Origin of the sequence: Zooshikella ganghwensis (genome assembly GCF_018263875.1) — a bacterium.
Classification (GTDB): Bacteria; Pseudomonadota; Gammaproteobacteria; order Pseudomonadales; family Zooshikellaceae; genus Zooshikella; species Zooshikella ganghwensis.
On the sequence record NZ_JAEVHG010000002.1, the window covers coordinates 19,351 to 35,117 of the forward strand.

General features: G+C 42.6%; 16 protein-coding genes. 2 read left to right on the plus strand and 14 right to left on the minus strand.

What is annotated here, in order from left to right:
- Positions 1–350 precede the first annotated feature (350 nt).
- The 3 genes from KHS79_RS04020 to pncC form a co-directional block, all read right to left on the minus strand.
- Positions 351–794, minus strand: a complete 444-nt coding sequence (locus tag KHS79_RS04020) for a regulatory protein RecX (protein ID WP_212716889.1) — start codon at positions 792–794, stop codon at positions 351–353.
- 89 nt (positions 795–883) lie between these two features.
- Complete coding sequence (gene recA, locus KHS79_RS04025; protein WP_212716891.1) at positions 884–1,951, minus strand: recombinase RecA; 1,068 nt, start codon at positions 1,949–1,951, stop codon at positions 884–886.
- A 314-nt stretch (positions 1,952–2,265) separates the two neighbouring features.
- Entirely contained in the window at positions 2,266–2,763 is a 498-nt protein-coding gene (gene pncC / locus KHS79_RS04030; protein WP_027707217.1) for a nicotinamide-nucleotide amidase, read from the minus strand.
- Between the two features lie 200 nt (positions 2,764–2,963).
- Between pncC and mutS the strand changes: the two genes are divergently transcribed.
- Both mutS and fdxA read left to right on the plus strand, forming a co-directional pair.
- Positions 2,964–5,603 (plus strand): DNA mismatch repair protein MutS, encoded by a 2,640-nt coding sequence (mutS, locus tag KHS79_RS04035; protein ID WP_212716893.1) that lies wholly within the window; start codon positions 2,964–2,966, stop codon positions 5,601–5,603.
- A gap of 282 nt (positions 5,604–5,885) precedes the next feature.
- Complete coding sequence (fdxA, locus tag KHS79_RS04040; protein ID WP_027707215.1) at positions 5,886–6,209, plus strand: ferredoxin FdxA; 324 nt, start codon at positions 5,886–5,888, stop codon at positions 6,207–6,209.
- 168 nt (positions 6,210–6,377) lie between these two features.
- On the opposite strand, the gene rpoS is transcribed toward fdxA, so the two are convergent.
- From rpoS to kdsA, 11 genes are all read right to left on the minus strand, one after another.
- On the minus strand, positions 6,378–7,400 hold the full coding sequence (rpoS, locus tag KHS79_RS04045; RefSeq protein WP_407704217.1) for an RNA polymerase sigma factor RpoS: 1,023 nt from the start codon (positions 7,398–7,400) through the stop codon (positions 6,378–6,380).
- An 88-nt stretch (positions 7,401–7,488) separates the two neighbouring features.
- Positions 7,489–8,175 (minus strand): peptidoglycan DD-metalloendopeptidase family protein, encoded by a 687-nt coding sequence (locus tag KHS79_RS04050; RefSeq protein ID WP_212716895.1) that lies wholly within the window; start codon positions 8,173–8,175, stop codon positions 7,489–7,491.
- A gap of 292 nt (positions 8,176–8,467) precedes the next feature.
- Positions 8,468–9,382: a DUF368 domain-containing protein gene (locus KHS79_RS04055; RefSeq protein ID WP_212716896.1), complete on the minus strand. Its 915-nt coding sequence runs from the start codon at positions 9,380–9,382 to the stop codon at positions 8,468–8,470.
- A gap of 74 nt (positions 9,383–9,456) precedes the next feature.
- Positions 9,457–10,119, minus strand: coding sequence for a protein-L-isoaspartate(D-aspartate) O-methyltransferase (locus tag KHS79_RS04060; protein WP_456156797.1), 663 nt, complete (start codon positions 10,117–10,119; stop codon positions 9,457–9,459).
- The gene (surE, locus tag KHS79_RS04065; protein WP_094788042.1) at positions 10,116–10,865 is read right to left on the minus strand and encodes a 5'/3'-nucleotidase SurE; all 750 of its coding nucleotides are present in this window, start codon (positions 10,863–10,865) and stop codon (positions 10,116–10,118) included. Before surE ends, KHS79_RS04060 begins: the two co-directional genes overlap by 4 nt.
- Positions 10,862–11,917 carry a tRNA pseudouridine(13) synthase TruD gene (truD, locus tag KHS79_RS04070; RefSeq protein ID WP_094788043.1) on the minus strand — a complete coding sequence of 352 codons (1,056 nt, stop codon included), beginning with the start codon at positions 11,915–11,917 and terminating at the stop codon, positions 10,862–10,864. The genes surE and truD overlap by 4 nt, the downstream gene beginning before the upstream one ends.
- Entirely contained in the window at positions 11,914–12,387 is a 474-nt protein-coding gene (ispF, locus tag KHS79_RS04075; RefSeq protein ID WP_212716898.1) for a 2-C-methyl-D-erythritol 2,4-cyclodiphosphate synthase, read from the minus strand. The genes truD and ispF overlap by 4 nt, the downstream gene beginning before the upstream one ends.
- Positions 12,378–13,094, minus strand: coding sequence for a 2-C-methyl-D-erythritol 4-phosphate cytidylyltransferase (ispD, locus tag KHS79_RS04080; RefSeq protein WP_212716900.1), 717 nt, complete (start codon positions 13,092–13,094; stop codon positions 12,378–12,380). The genes ispF and ispD overlap by 10 nt, the downstream gene beginning before the upstream one ends.
- A gap of 23 nt (positions 13,095–13,117) precedes the next feature.
- Positions 13,118–13,390 carry a cell division protein FtsB gene (gene ftsB, locus KHS79_RS04085; RefSeq protein WP_027707206.1) on the minus strand — a complete coding sequence of 91 codons (273 nt, stop codon included), beginning with the start codon at positions 13,388–13,390 and terminating at the stop codon, positions 13,118–13,120.
- A gap of 187 nt (positions 13,391–13,577) precedes the next feature.
- The gene (gene eno, locus KHS79_RS04090; protein ID WP_027707205.1) at positions 13,578–14,867 is read right to left on the minus strand and encodes a phosphopyruvate hydratase; all 1,290 of its coding nucleotides are present in this window, start codon (positions 14,865–14,867) and stop codon (positions 13,578–13,580) included.
- A 42-nt stretch (positions 14,868–14,909) separates the two neighbouring features.
- Positions 14,910–15,755 (minus strand): 3-deoxy-8-phosphooctulonate synthase, encoded by an 846-nt coding sequence (kdsA, locus tag KHS79_RS04095; protein ID WP_094788047.1) that lies wholly within the window; start codon positions 15,753–15,755, stop codon positions 14,910–14,912.
- Positions 15,756–15,767: the final 12 nt, after the last annotated feature.

A 15,767-nucleotide genomic window follows, 5' to 3' on the forward strand; every position in this document is an offset into this window, starting at 1 on the left:
TCTTTTTTTGTCTTATTTTGTCTTATTTTGTCGCAACTCTTTATCTTTTCCATAAAAAAGCCACTACTTTATAGCAGTCAAACATCCAATTTTACTACTTATTAAAATAGACAATCAGACGCTACTGTTCTTAGAATAGACTAATTAACCCGCGTAAAATGTAATAATATGTACCAATATACAACTAGTTATTTTTAAATTTATGGCGAAATATGGCCTTCCCTAAGCTATTTTGGCTATTTACTAATCATTATAAAGAAAACCGCTCTTGTATTCCGGCAGTTACTAATAATGAACCAAAAACTGGGTAAGTCTGTTTTTAAAGAGTCAGGGAGTAGAGGTGTAATTTGTTATTCTCTGTTCAACACACATCGAATAATATCGTATGAAAAGCCTCTATACTGTAAGAAGCGTATTTGCTTGGTTTTTTCCTTATCATTTTTAGGAATAGATGAAAACTTTCTTTGCCAGGCAAGAAACGCAACCTCTTCCCAGTCTGGCTCTTGCTCTTCCAGTGTTTGCTCTATCATTTCGACAGTAAATCCACGGGCACGCATGTCCTGACGGATACGCAGAGGTCCATGGCCTCTATCTATACGCTGTCTAACAAACGATGCTGCAGCACGATGGTCATCCAGCCAGCCTTTCTCAAGTAATTGTTCAATCACTTGCTGGATAAGGTTTTCATCTGTTGTTTTTTTTCGAAGTCGGGAAGCTAGTTCAGCTACAGAAAAATCGCGACAAGCCAACAGGGTTAGTGCTGACTGTCGCAGAACGGCGAGAGAAATGGTCATACAATACGGGTGTAAACTGTTTGTTGAAACGCTGGGTATACCCTTTGTGTACGGGTATACCTTCTATACATAGTTACCTGATAATAAAATTAATCCGTGGTTGCCTTTGATTTTCCTTTCTTATCTTTGCTCGCGGGTTCAATGGCTTCTTGAGGTGAATCCTCGCTGGCGAGTGTGCCATGCTTCTGACGTATTTTTTCCTCGATTTCCCAAGCAATTTCAGGATTATCTTCTAAGAACTGCGCTGCATTCGCTTTTCCTTGGCCAATCTTGCTGCCATTGTAGGAGTACCAAGCACCCGCTTTATCAACAAGGCCATCTTTAACACCCAGGTCAATTACTTCACCCATATGATAAATGCCTTTACCATAGAGAATTTGGAATTCAGCCTGACGGAAAGGAGGAGAAACCTTATTTTTAACGACTTTTACTCGGGTTTCATTACCGATCACTTCTTCGCCCTGCTTGACTGAACCCGTACGGCGGATATCTAAACGCACAGAAGCATAAAATTTAAGTGCATTACCCCCCGTTGTAGTTTCAGGGTTACCAAACATGACACCAATTTTCATCCGGATCTGGTTGATGAAAATTACAAGACAGTTTGCCTGCTTAATATTGCCGGTAATTTTCCTTAGAGCTTGCGACATAAGGCGAGCTTGCAGACCCACATGCGCATCACCCATCTCGCCTTCAATTTCAGCTTTAGGCGTTAATGCAGCGACCGAGTCAACAATAATGACATCAACTGCACCTGAACGAACCAACATGTCGGTAATTTCAAGTGCTTGCTCACCCGTGTCAGGCTGAGACACATAAAGGTTATCAACACTCACCCCTAGCTTGCGGGCATATTCAGGGTCAAGAGCATGCTCAGCATCAACAAAGGCACAGGTCGCCCCTTGTTTTTGAGCCTCGGCAATCACTTGTAGTGTTAATGTTGTTTTACCTGAAGACTCAGGTCCATAGATTTCAACGATACGTCCTTTTGGTAAGCCACCAATACCCAGAGCAATATCTAAACCCAATGAGCCTGTTGAAATGGCAGGGATAGCTTCTTGTTCATGATCACCCATCCGCATGATGGCACCTTTCCCAAACTGTCGTTCAATTTGAGAAACTGCAGCGGCTAAGGCTTTTTTCTTGTTGTCATCCATCAAATCACACCTCGTGAAGCAAAAGGACGAAACAGGCGAGAAACACCAGTACTGTATATATATTCAGTATTATGTCATAGATTTCCCATTCCGCCTAGTATAAAACAGTATTTTTTTTAACTGGCCCATTTCTCTATTGACTACCTACCCGCAAGCATAACGCTCATAGCTTATAAGTTAGAGAAAGTTTTTAATGAGACAATTACAGTATGAAAGAAGTCAGGTTGTTCATTATATAACTCTATGCATTCAACAAAAGCGAAATCCAGCTAGCCTTGGTAAATTGCGACAACCCAAGAGTGACAACAGTGACCTCAATTCCTTAACCGATCCATGATGCCCATAAGTGCTGCCAGCACCGCACGTTGACGTATTTGTCGACGATCGCCGCTAAACTCAAAGCATTTTGTTAATGTCTGACGACCAGCAGCTGACCAGGCAACCCAAACCGTACCAACCGGCTTGTCTTGACTGCCACCAGCGGGTCCAGCAATGCCACTGATCGCAATCGCCAGGTCTGCCCGAGTGCGCTGCAAAACACCTTCCGCCATTTGTACCACAACAGGCTCACTGACAGCGCCAAACTCCTCTAATGTTGTCAGCGAAACCCCTAACATTTGCTGTTTCGCCTCATTTGAGTAAGTCACAAAGCCTCCCTCAAACCACGCAGAACTTCCAGGTACTGCAGTGACTGCTTGAGCCACCCATCCACCTGTACAAGACTCCGCCGTGGCCAGCATCAACTCACTTTGTTTAAGCGCTTGCCCGACTGTTTCAGCAAGTACAAATGCTTGATCTTCAAATGTTTCCATATATCCACCACCAAAATACGACAGCTACTCTTTACCCACACTAAATGGTATACCGTTGAGAATTTTATTGGTGCAACTTCTATTCAAAACAAAGACTTTTGTCATTATTAACAAAAGTCGGTTGTCAGTGACTGATAAACCCTTAAAATCCATTTCTATTATCTGTTTTCCCATGTGAGCAAAAAGACCATTTGTTATCAATGACTAAAGTAAAGCAACAACAGGCTCAACACACCCCCATGATGCAACAATACCTGAAGATAAAACAGCAACACCGCGATGAGCTGGTGTTTTATCGAATGGGGGATTTTTATGAGTTATTCTACGATGATGCCAAAAAAGCCGCACACTTGTTGGATATCACATTAACTGCACGAGGCCAATCTGCTGGAGAACCTATCCCAATGGCAGGAATACCCTTCCATTCGGTCGATGGTTACTTGGCAAAACTCGTCAAATTAGGTGAATCTGTCGCCATCTGCGAGCAAGTGGGCGACCCTGCAACCAGTAAAGGGCCCGTAGAACGTAAAGTCGTCCGTATTTTAACCCCTGGTACCATCAGTGACGAAGCTCTACTTGAAGAGCGACAAGATAATTTACTGGCAGCTCTTCACTGTCACGAATCAACCTATGGAGTGGCAACATTAGACATCAGTAGTGGCCGTTTTCATGTTACCGAGTTAACAGGGTTTGAAGCAGCTCAGGCAGAACTGCAACGCCTGTCTCCTGCTGAGATTTTGGTCAGTGAAGACAAAGACTATAAGTCCCTTTTACAACCCTATAAAGGGGTTAGAAAACGTGCTCCTTGGGATTTTGATTATGAATCAGCCTATCAACAGCTCACTCACCAGTTCGGTACACAAGACCTGGCTGGCTTTGGTTGTGAGCACCTATCAATAGCCATAGAAGCGGCAGGCTGCCTGTTACAGTATGCGAAAGAAACTCAGCGCACAGCACTGCCTCACTTGCGTGCGCTCCATGTCGACCGTCATGAAGACAGTGTTGTTCTTGATGCAGCCACACGCCGCAATTTAGAAATTACTACCAACCTGGCTGGCAGCCAGGACAATACTCTACTTTCAGTCATGGATCGTACGGCTACCGCCATGGGCAGCCGACTGCTTAACCGCTGGCTTAATCGGCCGCTGCGTGACCACAGCACGCTTACGCTTAGGCAGCAAACCATAACTGCACTGCTAGAAAACTATCACTACGAAGGAATTCACCAAACACTAAAGCAAATTGGTGACATAGAGCGTATATTAGCGCGAATAGCCCTTCGTTCTTCACGCCCTCGAGACCTGGCGCGGTTACGGGATGCACTTGCCGTATTACCCGATTTACAACACCTGCTGCAAGCTATTAATGGTGGCCAAATCGACCAGCTTGCTGCTCAAATCAGTACTTATCCTGAACTGGTCGATTTGCTGCAACGAGCCATCATTCCTAACCCACCAGTGGTCATTCGTGATGGTGGTGTGATTGCCGAAGGCTATGACAGTGAGCTGGATGAGCTACGAGCTATCAGTGAAAATGCTGGGGATTACCTCATTAAGCTTGAAACAGAGGAACGGCAAAAAACCGGCATTAGTACACTTAAAGTAGGGTATAACCGGGTGCATGGCTATTTTATTGAAATCAGCCGTCAACAGGCAGAGCAAGCGCCAACCCACTATATTCGCCGACAAACCTTAAAAAATGCTGAGCGTTTTATTACCCCAGAGCTAAAGACTTTTGAAGATAAAGCATTAAGCAGTAAGAGTCGTGCATTAGCGAGGGAAAAGCAGTTATATGAACAGCTGATAGAAACTTTAGCCTCAGAGTTAGCGCCACTGCAAGAAACCGCAGCTTCCCTGGCAACCCTTGATGTACTCAATAACCTGGCTGAACGAGCAGAAACCTTAAACTTCTGTAAGCCAACATTTACTGATATCCCAGGGCTTAGCATCGAAGAAGGCCGTCACCCTGTGGTTGAGCAGGTATTAGATGAGCCTTTTGTTGCTAACAGTACTGCACTATCAAACGATCGTCGTATGTTGATTATTACTGGTCCCAACATGGGCGGTAAATCGACTTATATGCGACAAACTGCGCTTATTACCCTGTTGGCACATATTGGAAGCTTTGTACCAGCCACCAAAACAGAACTCAGTATTGTTGACCGCATTTTCACCCGAATTGGCTCATCTGATGACCTGGCTGGTGGTAGATCAACCTTTATGGTGGAGATGACTGAAACAGCCAATATCCTAAACAATGCGACACCCAATAGTTTAGTGCTAATGGATGAAATTGGCCGGGGCACCAGTACCTTTGATGGTTTGTCCTTAGCCTGGGCCTGCGCATCACATTTAGCAGAGCAGGTACAAGCATTTACACTGTTTGCAACTCACTACTTTGAGCTGACAGTTCTCCCAGAGGCGCATCACAATGTCGCGAATGTTCACCTCAATGCAACTGAGTACAATGAACGTATTGTGTTTCTGCATACGGTTCATGATGGTCCTGCCAACCAAAGCTATGGCTTACAAGTCGCGCAACTGGCAGGCGTACCTCATACGGTTATAGGTTTAGCCAAAGAGAAGCTGCATCAGCTGGAAGCAGAATCGCACCCCCACCAACAGGCAGCAGCTATACCACAACCCGCCACACCAACTGTAACAACGCATGAAGAAGCATCTAAGCCCATAGCTAAGCGCAAAAAAGTTGAGCCTATTCAGTCTGACTTATTTGCAACTGAGCCTCACCCAGTCATTGCTAAATTGGAAAAGCTGAATATCGATGATATGACGCCACGCCAAGCACTGGATATGTTGTATCAAATAAAGGAGCAGCTATAGTTACTGCAAATAGTCCGTATTATCCCCTTTCATTCTGGGTATAGTACGTCATCACGTTTATAACCCTTCGTAGAGTTTTCTTAGCATACTACACGAAGGGTACAGCATTAAACGTATTGTTTTATAAGCTTTTAAGCACATTTAATTCATTTAGCTATAAATTTAGTGTAAATTCATCTAGAAAAAACTGCTTATAAGCAACGATTATCTATATTGTCTTTTTAATAACTGATAAACTAACTTTCTGTCGGTTAGCCTGATTATTGATGGAGTAAAACACCCATGGCATTTGTAGTTGGCGAAAACTGCATCAAGTGCAAATACACGGATTGCGTTGAAGTCTGCCCCGTTGACTGTTTCTATGAAGGACCTAACTTTTTAGTCATTCATCCCGATGAATGCATAGATTGTGCATTATGTGAACCCGAATGTCCTGCAAATGCCATCTTTGCAGAGGATGAAATACCTGAAGATCAGGAGCACTTTAAAGAACTCAACGCAGAATTAGCGGAAGTGTGGGATAACATTACAGAAAAAAAAGATGCGCTTTCAGATGCTGATGACTGGAATGGGGTTGAAGGAAAACTTTCATACTTAGAGCGTTAAAGTTATTTTGCCCTACACTCTAGACATATTATCGGCACTACATTTTTAATTATTTTTATATGTATATTTATTAAAAAATATGCGCACTTATTTTTTAATATTTTTACGCCCCAATAAAAAACCGGGTAGTATTACCCGGTTTTTTATTGGAAACACAGCTGTCAATCACTAACTAAATAATGCGTCACTTGATAAACCCTGCTTTTCCAAAATGACTCTTAAACGCTTAAGCGCTTCAACTTGTATTTGACGCACACGTTCTCGCGTCAAACCAATTTCCCGCCCTACTTCCTCCAAGGTACTTGTTTCATAGCCTCTAAGACCAAAACGACGCGCAATGACTTCTCTTTGTTTTTCCGAAAGCTCACCTAGCCATTTATCAATACTACTGTTTAAGTCTGTTTCTTGTAAGACTTGAGCCGGGTCCGCATCATTTTCATCGGAAATAGTGTCTAGTATTGATTTATCAGAATCAGGTCCTAATGGTGTATCCACCGAAGACACACGTTCATTTAAACCTAACATTCGTTTTACATCATCAACCGGCTTATCCAATAAATCAGCAATTTCTTCTGGTGATGGCTCATGATCCAATTTTTGTGTTAATTCACGTGCAGCACGTAAATAAACATTCAACTCTTTAACCACATGAATGGGTAAACGAATTGTTCGGGTTTGATTCATTATCGCCCGCTCGATCGTTTGACGAATCCACCATGTAGCATAAGTCGAAAAACGAAAGCCTCGTTCAGGATCAAATTTTTCTACAGCACGTATAAGTCCTAAATTACCTTCTTCAATAAGATCCAGGAGCGTTAACCCACGATTAACATAGCGTCGTGAGATTTTTACAACTAAACGCAAATTACTTTCAATCATGCGCCGTCGACCCGCCTCATCACCTTTGAGTGCTAATCGGGCATAATGAACTTCTTCTTCAGGGGTTAATAATGGAGAATATCCTATTTCATTTAAATAAAGTTGGGTCGCATCCAGACTTTTATAAAATCCCTCCTCATCCTCATTCTTTTTAGCCGCCGTAGCTGACCGGTTTTGACTGGAACTGGATTTACTCTCTTCTGCCTCAAATGACTCATTATCATCAGCTTCATCAAATTCATCAGGAACTTGAATCAATTCATGCTCGTATTCGGAAAATTCAGTGTTTTCCCTTTTTAGCGCCATAGTCATAAATCCTGCGTCTGGTTAGGTTGATATAATTATTGTTGTCTATCCATGACACACTGATTAACTCGCAGTACATGGGTTAAGATAGTTATTATTTCGGCAAATACTTCAGCGGGTTTACAGGTTTGCCTTTATTTTTATGGCGAATCTCAAAATGTAGAATCGCTTTAGCACTACCATTACTACCCAATTCTGCGATTTTTTGTCCCATTTTTACCCGGTCGCCTTCCTTGACTGCTAATGATTTTATATGTCCGTAGGTGCTTAAATATTTACTGTTATGTTCAATTATTATTAATTTTCCATACCCCAGCGGACTACTTCCCGCATAAATTACTTTTCCTTCGGCCGCTGAACTTACAGGCTGACCTAATTTTGCCTCAATATCAATACCCTTGTTAACCTTACCTTTTGTAGTAAATTGTGAAACAACTTTTCCACTCACAGGCCACTGCCACCTAAGGTTAGCTACGGATGACACTTTTTTAGTATTTAGTTTTCCAGTTGTTTTTTTGACAGGTTCACTCTTTGTTTTGTTTACAACAGTCGTTTGTTTTATTACTTTTGGCTCCTTTTTCTTTACCACTGACTTTATTTTTGACTGTTCAAATAAAATTCGCTGTCGAGGATAAATAGTATAAGGAGGCAGAATATTGTTGGCGTTTGCTAACGCTCTATAGTCCCACCCATAATGAGCTGCAATTGAGTAGAGGGTTTCGCCTGGTTTCACGATATGAAACCCAGATGTTACTTTTGGTCTTTGATTACGATCTGCCACTGGCGCATAGGGTCCACCCGAAATACACCCTTGCAATAAAATGAAGCACATCACAATAAAAATGCGATAACAAAAAACGGCAATTTTTTGACTGGTTAACGTCACAATTTTCACCTGAGATGGCTCGGTAAAACGAAAATGTTACAGTAATTATTATTCCATAACAAAATAAACAAAATTAACCCTACGATAAAAAAGTCTAAAAAACTCATTTTTTTGAACTTCATCAACAAAAAATAGAACAAATATTCCATTCTTTGTATTATTAAAACCAACCACTGGTCACCCCAAGCTAGCCATGGGTCGGGCTTCTTAGACGGTCTAAACTTATGACCAAAATGATGGCTGTGACCATGAGAATGATGGCTAGCACTAATGAGCCTGACTGACCAGTTATTGTCTCATAGGCGAAAGGGGAAACATTTTTTTGTAAAAAAGGAACTTCATGCCCTTCACTATTTAAGCGCATGCTTTCGGTGACTTTCCAAGGCCAAACTTTATTGAGTGAGCCCATCATTAACCCAGTTAAAAAGGCAAATGTTATATCTCTTACATTTTTTAATAACCATGCCAAAACATTAGAAAATAATAATAGCCCTGTCACACAACCTAAACCAATCGTCGCTATGGTAAGTATGTTTAATGACTTTATGGCATCAATTACAGGGGCATACAAACCCAGCAAAAGTAAAATAAAACTACCTGATACCCCAGGTAAAATCATGGCACATACGGCAATTGCGCCACCGATAAAGAAATGCAAATAATCTGCAGATAAGGTAATGGGCGTGGCAACAGTGATCCAAAACGCAAACACTGTTCCAGAAATAGCACTCACTAAACTAGAGAACCGCCAACACTCAATTTGCCGAATAATAAAAAAAGCAGATACTATAATAAGTCCGAAAAAAAACGACCAAAGTTGTACAGGGTAATTTAGTAATAAATAACCAATAACTTGGGAAAACGAGAAAATACTAACCAAAATACCTAACAAAAGCGTAAAAATAAATGAGCCATTAATATATTCCCAAGCGGCTTTCCACCCATCATTAAATAAATGACGAAGTGCTTGGTGATTTACCCGGCGAACAGATTCGATAAGCTGATCATAAATGCCGGTAATAAATGCGATGGTTCCTCCTGAAACGCCTGGCACAATGTCGGCTGCCCCCATGGCCATGCCTTTTAAAAATAACAACAGCATAATAAAGAACCTTTAATAAAATAACTGTTTCTCTCTGATTAAAAAAAGGCTAGCCCTAATTGCTTAGATATCCATTACACCGCACCTGGCAATAATGGCACAAACCTAACAGGTGCCAGCATACGTTGGGTTATTCCAGTAGACGTCTTCGTTAACAGAACTAACTGTTGCTCATAACTCTGACCAATGGGTATGACCATGCGCCCCCCTTCAGCAAGCTGATCTATTAGCTTTTCTGGTACATCTTCAGGAGCCGCTGTCACGATAATGCCGTCATAAGGCGCATACCCTGGCCAGCCTTCAAATCCATCCCCATAGCGAAAACGTACGTTCCTGACGCTTAACTGTCGAAGTTTCTGCTCTGCTTTTCTTTGCAATGATTTTATCCTTTCAACAGAAAACACCTGAGAGCAAAGCTGAGATAAAATAATGGTCTGATAACCAGACCCTGTACCAATTTCCAAGACCTTTTCTAATGGCCCAGACTGCCGCAATGCCTCAGTCATTTTGGCCACAATATAGGGCTGCGAAAGGGTTTGGCTATAACCAATAGGTAATGCCGTGTCTTCATAAGCGCGATGGGAAAGGGCTTCATCAACAAACAAGTGTCGAGGAACCTCACGCATAACCTCTAACACGCGTTCATCTCGAATTCCCTCTTGTTGTAAACGCCGAATAAGACGTTCTCGAGTACGTTGGGAAGTCATGCCAATCCCGGCAACATCCAACTTTTTCACAAAATCTCCTCCAACCAGCTCCCTACATGTGAAAACACCTGGTAATGTGTTTTATCAATTTGTAATGGGGTTACTGAGACGTAGCCATCCTTTACGGCATGGAAATCCGTCCCTTCTCCAGCATCTTCACCTTTACCCACCACAGAAATCCAGTATCCCTCTTTGCCTCTGGGATCAGTTTGCTTAACAGGTTTTGCGGCTCTTGCCCTATGACCCAGCCTGGTGAGTTGAATACCCTTTATTTCTGAACGAGGACAGTCAGGTACATTGACATTAAGAATACTGCGAGGGGGTAAAACTAAAGCATCAATATTAGCCACTAACTGATGTACAACATATGCTGCTGATTCTAAATTAGCGGCAGAACGGCTACAGAGAGAAACGGCAATAGCGGGTGTAGCTAAAAAACGCCCTTCTAAAGCAGCGGCGACAGTACCTGAATACAGTACATCATCACCAAGATTGGCACCCAGATTTATACCACTGATGACCATATCAGGCTCTTGAGGTAACAGGCCATTTATCCCCAGATGAACACAATCAGTAGGCGTACCATTTAAACTGATAAAACCGTTGGCTAAGCGGGTGGGACGCAAAGGTTTATCGAGTGTTAAGGCACTACTGGCTCCACTACGATCCTGATCAGGTGCCACCACATCACACTGCCCAAACTGCGATATAGTCTCATAAAGTGCCAATAAACCAGGTGCAAAAACCCCATCATCATTAGCTAATAAAAACTTCATGTTATCTGATAATCCCCCCACTCCACTAACTCACGAATGACTGTGGTTGCAAACAACCCTTTGGCCAAGAAAAAGTTCAGTTCTAAACAGTCTTCACTAGGCCATGACCAGCTCAACTGCTTAGGCAGCAGAACCAGACTCCGACGTTGTTGCTTCAATCCAGCATGAACCAAGCCATCCGCAAACAAAGATACTGACTGTGCTATGGTCTTTTCCATTGTGGCTACTTCATGGGCTGTTAGTAGCTCCCCCTCTCCCCACAGTGGACCTGTAGCAAATAGCTCACCTGCGGCAAAGCGCTTAAGAATAGCATCATCAATTGCATCCGCTTTAATTATGGTGTTACCGTCATTAAACTGTAGTACATCACCTGATAAGTATTGATTCCAGCTATGGTCTGCAACTCGACTAGCCAATACCTTATTAAACAGTACTGATCTTGCAGTTGAAAGCAATATGCTCCGCTTGTTAGGTGACATACGTGATAACGTTTGTTTGATAAAGCTTTCTTCAGCTGCTCGAATATTATCACCAGCAATACCAAAACGTTGCTCACCAAAATAATTGGGGACGCCTTGCTTCTTGATTATATCTAGCCTTTGCTCAAGGCTTTGCTTTTCAGGAAATTCACCATATAAGCGAATATGAAATTCATTACCCTCATGAGTCCCTCGCTTCAGCTTACGGTGATGCCGTACAGCCCTTTCAATCTCAACGCCAGGCACCTTAAATAAACCCCAGTCCACCTCTTTTTTGATTGGAAAAGGTAAAGAAAACCACTGACGGGTAACCGCATGTCGATCTTTAAGGCCACAATAGCTGACCTGTCGTTTATTAATACCTAAAAATCGAGCGAGCTGGTCTGCAACCCATACTGTGTTTTGTCCCGTCTTTTTCACGAGCAAACAAAAGTGTTCTCCTTGACCTGAGGGTTCAAACCCTAGCACTTCATTAACAATAAAGTCTTCAGGAGAGGCTTTAAAACGAACTGTACAAAAAGGTCCACCATAGGCAAATGGTAAAGACTCAAGGGTTATTTGTTTATCTGTCATATCGATTTCAACAATACAACGGCATGCGCCGCAATACCTTCTTTACGCCCAGTAAAGCCCAATTTTTCTGTTGTTGTGGCCTTGACATTGATGCACTCAGGCAATACTCCTACATCAGCAGCAATATTGTTTTGCATTTGAGGAATATAAGCCGCCATTTTTGGAGCTTGTGCAATAATTGTCAGGTCTGCGTTACCCACTTCCCAACCCTTTGCCTTTAACTGTGACATCACATTAGCCAACAAATGGCGACTATTTGCATTAGCAAATGCCGGGTCAGTATCCGGAAAGTGACGACCAATATCGCCTAATCCTGCAGCACCTAATAAGGCATCGCATAGCGCATGGAGAAGCACATCACCATCCGAATGAGCCATTAATCCCTGGTGATAAGGAATCGTTACTCCCCCCAATACAATAGCATCACCATCGCCAAATCGGTGCACATCATAGCCATGACCTATTCGCATGGTATCCCCTGTTGCTGTAAGTAAAATGCGGCTAGTGCCAAATCAGCAGGCCGTGTAATCTTAATATTATCTTCAGCACCTTCCACCATTAACGGTTGAAAGCCTGCATGTTCAATGGCAGAAGCCTCATCCGTTATACCTTTTGCGTCACTTGCTAATGCCTGTTGCAAACTATCGAACAGTAACTGAAAACGAAACATTTGTGGTGTAAATGCTCGCCATAACAAATGGCGATCTACCGTTTGCTTAATAACACCCTGTTCACTGGTACGTTTGATGGTATCAACCACAGGTACACCCAATATACCACCTACAGGGTGATCACTTAGCGTTGTAATAAGTTGTTGTAAGTCGCTATGACGAATGCAAGGCCGAACCACATCATGTACCAATACCCAGTCATATTCACTAGCCTGCGTCTGCAGCTTGTTTAAGCCTGCTAAGACTGAGTCTGCCCGCTCTTTTCCACCAACAACTTTGATAATATTTGGCTCATCAAAAATAGAAAGCTGTTCTGCATAGGGATCATCGTCTGCCAAAGCAACAATAATCTTGGTAAACAGCGGAAATTTCAGTAGTCGACGTAATGTATGTTCCAGAATGGTGTATTGTCCAAGCTGCAGATATTGCTTTGGACATTGCTGCCCCATTCGCTTACCAACCCCTGCAGCTGGCACAATGACCCAATATTGAATGCTGTTTTGCATAGATTTTAAAACGTGAAAGGAGTTTATGGGCTGGGAATTTGGTAAAAAACTTCGCCGCGTTTAATCATACCCAGCTCAAAGCGGGCATGCTCTTCAATGGTCTCCAAGCCATTTTGCAGCTCAACCACTTCCGCTTCCAAAATGCGGTTACGGTGTTTAAGGCGCTGGTTTTCTAGACGCTGTTGACTAATGTGCTGTTTAGTTTGCCACCATCGGCTAACACTGCTATCACCCAACCATAGCTGGTATTGCAGTATTACAAACAACACAATTAAAACATAGTTAAGCCGCTTCATGTTTCATTAGTTGATCTTTTGCTCAACGAAGCAAGACAGTTTACCTGATTTTTTCCTGATAAGGTTATCGCAGACACAGATTTTTACAATAAATCCAATAATCAGAGAAAGGTCAAAATATCCACTTTATAAAAAAAGGGAAACAGTTGTTTCCCTTTTTTTATATAACGCATGTTGAGTCAATTGCTTATGCTTTAAACTCAGCACGGCCTTTGTAAGGTGCTTTAGCGCCCAATACTTCTTCAATACGAAGCAGTTGATTGTACTTAGCCACACGATCAGAACGGCATAATGAACCGGTTTTGATCTGGCCAGCCGCAGTACCTACAGCTAAGTCAGCAATCGTAGCATCTTCAGTTTCACCACTACGATGAGAAATCACAGCAGTGTAACCAGCATCTTTCGCCATTTTGATTGCATCTAAGGTTTCAGATAGAGAACCAATCTGGTTGAACTTGATTAGGATTGAGTTAGCAATGCTCTTATCAATACCTTCTTTCAAAATCTTGGTATTGGTTACAAATAAGTCGTCACCAACGAGTTGAACTTTATCACCAATTTTCTGAGTCAATACAGCCCAGCCATCCCAGTCACTTTCATCCATACCATCTTCAATAGAGATGATTGGGTATTTTTGTGAAAGCTCAGCAAGGTAATCAGCAAAACCTTCAGAGTCAAAGGCTTTACCTTCACCACTCAGGTCATATTTACCTTCTTTGTAGAACTCAGAAGAAGCACAGTCCAGTGCTAATGTCACGTCTTCACCCAGTTTGAAACCAGCTTTGCTGACAGCTTCAGCAATAACTTCTAATGCCGCTTCATTGGATGGCAGGTTAGGAGCAAAACCGCCCTCATCACCTACAGCTGTATTCAAACCACGCTCTTGCAATACTTTCTTCAAAGTGTGGAAGATTTCAGCACCATAACGTAATGCTTCAGCAAAGGTAGGCGCGCTCACTGGCTGAATCATGAACTCTTGGATATCAACGTTATTATCAGCGTGCTCACCACCATTAAGAATGTTCATCATTGGTACAGGCATAGAGTAAACACCCGCTGTACCATTGATTTCGGCAATGTGCTGATACAAAGGTATTTTTTTCTCAACTGCTGCTGCTTTCGCGTTAGCCAAAGATACTGCCAAAATTGCATTAGCACCAAAGTTGGACTTGTTCTCAGTACCGTCCAGATCAATCATAATTTTATCGATTTCACGCTGGTTGGTGGCATCTTTACCAAGTAGCGCAGGACGAATTTTTTCATTAATGGCAGCAACGGCTTTTAAAACACCTTTGCCCAGGTAACGAGACTTATCACCATCACGTAACTCTAATGCTTCACGAGAACCGGTTGATGCACCAGAAGGCGCACACGCGCTACCTAAAGCACCAGATGCCAAGATAACATCGGCTTCTACAGTCGGATTACCACGAGAATCCAACACCTCACGCGCTTTAATATCAACTATTTCAGCCATACCTTTTTAAACTCCAACGATTAAATTTACAGGTGAAAAAACTTATTGGGTATTCAGTGGCTCAAAGCTTTTAACCAATTCATCTAGAGCCTTCATTTGCTTAAGGAAAGGCTCTAGCAGAGAAAGACGCAGCGCTGACGGCCCATCACATTTTGCATGATTAGGATCAGGGTGCGTTTCTAAGAATAGACCCGCAATGCCTGTTGCGATACCAGCACGAGCCAACTCAACGACTTGCTCTCTGCGTCCACCAGCCGAATCACTTCGACCACCAGGTTGCTGCAATGAGTGGGTAACATCAAATATCACCGGGTAGTTAAACTGCTTCATAACACCAAAGCCAAGCATATCAACCACCAGATTGTTATACCCAAAGCAAGAGCCACGCTCGCATAAAATCAGTTTGTCGTTCCCTACTTGCTCACACTTAGTAAGGATGTGTTTCATCTCATGTGGCGCCAAAAATTGTGCTTTTTTAATATTAATAACAGCACCTGTCTCAGCCATGGCTACAACTAAGTCAGTTTGTCGAGAAAGAAAGGCCGGTAGCTGAATAACATCAGCAACTTCAGCGGCAGGTTTAGCTTGCTCAGGCTCATGGACATCGGTAATAACAGGAATACCAAATGTACTTTTCACCTCTTGCAGGATTTTCAGCCCTTCATCAAGCCCTGGGCCACGAAAAGAAGTAACGGAAGAGCGATTGGCTTTATCAAAAGAGGCTTTAAATACATAAGGAATACCGAGCTTTTCGGTTGCCTGAACAAAAATTTCTGCAATTTGCAGTGCCAGGTCTCGAGACTCAAGCACATTCATTCCACCAAACAGCACCATTGGGCACTGATTACCCACCTGCACATTGCCGACGGAGATTACTTTTTGTGTCATGGTGTAGATCCC

Bases quoted from the DNA above. Each gene is read 5' to 3' on its own strand.
- KHS79_RS04020 (WP_212716889.1), bottom strand. From the start codon at position 794: ATGACCATTTCTCTCGCCGTTCTGCGACAGTCAGCACTAACCCTGTTG.
- recA (WP_212716891.1), bottom strand. From the start codon at position 1,951: ATGGATGACAACAAGAAAAAAGCCTTAGCCGCTGCAGTTTCTCAAATT.
- pncC (WP_027707217.1), bottom strand. From the start codon at position 2,763: ATGGAAACATTTGAAGATCAAGCATTTGTACTTGCTGAAACAGTCGGG.
- mutS (WP_212716893.1), top strand. From the start codon at position 2,964: ATGACTAAAGTAAAGCAACAACAGGCTCAACACACCCCCATGATGCAA.
- fdxA (WP_027707215.1), top strand. From the start codon at position 5,886: ATGGCATTTGTAGTTGGCGAAAACTGCATCAAGTGCAAATACACGGAT.
- rpoS (WP_407704217.1), bottom strand. From the start codon at position 7,400: ATGACTATGGCGCTAAAAAGGGAAAACACTGAATTTTCCGAATACGAG.
- KHS79_RS04055 (WP_212716896.1), bottom strand. From the start codon at position 9,382: ATGCTGTTGTTATTTTTAAAAGGCATGGCCATGGGGGCAGCCGACATT.
- surE (WP_094788042.1), bottom strand. From the start codon at position 10,865: ATGAAGTTTTTATTAGCTAATGATGATGGGGTTTTTGCACCTGGTTTA.
- truD (WP_094788043.1), bottom strand. From the start codon at position 11,917: ATGACAGATAAACAAATAACCCTTGAGTCTTTACCATTTGCCTATGGT.
- ispF (WP_212716898.1), bottom strand. From the start codon at position 12,387: ATGCGAATAGGTCATGGCTATGATGTGCACCGATTTGGCGATGGTGAT.
- ispD (WP_212716900.1), bottom strand. From the start codon at position 13,094: ATGCAAAACAGCATTCAATATTGGGTCATTGTGCCAGCTGCAGGGGTT.
- ftsB (WP_027707206.1), bottom strand. From the start codon at position 13,390: ATGAAGCGGCTTAACTATGTTTTAATTGTGTTGTTTGTAATACTGCAA.
- eno (WP_027707205.1), bottom strand. From the start codon at position 14,867: ATGGCTGAAATAGTTGATATTAAAGCGCGTGAGGTGTTGGATTCTCGT.
- kdsA (WP_094788047.1), bottom strand. From the start codon at position 15,755: ATGACACAAAAAGTAATCTCCGTCGGCAATGTGCAGGTGGGTAATCAG.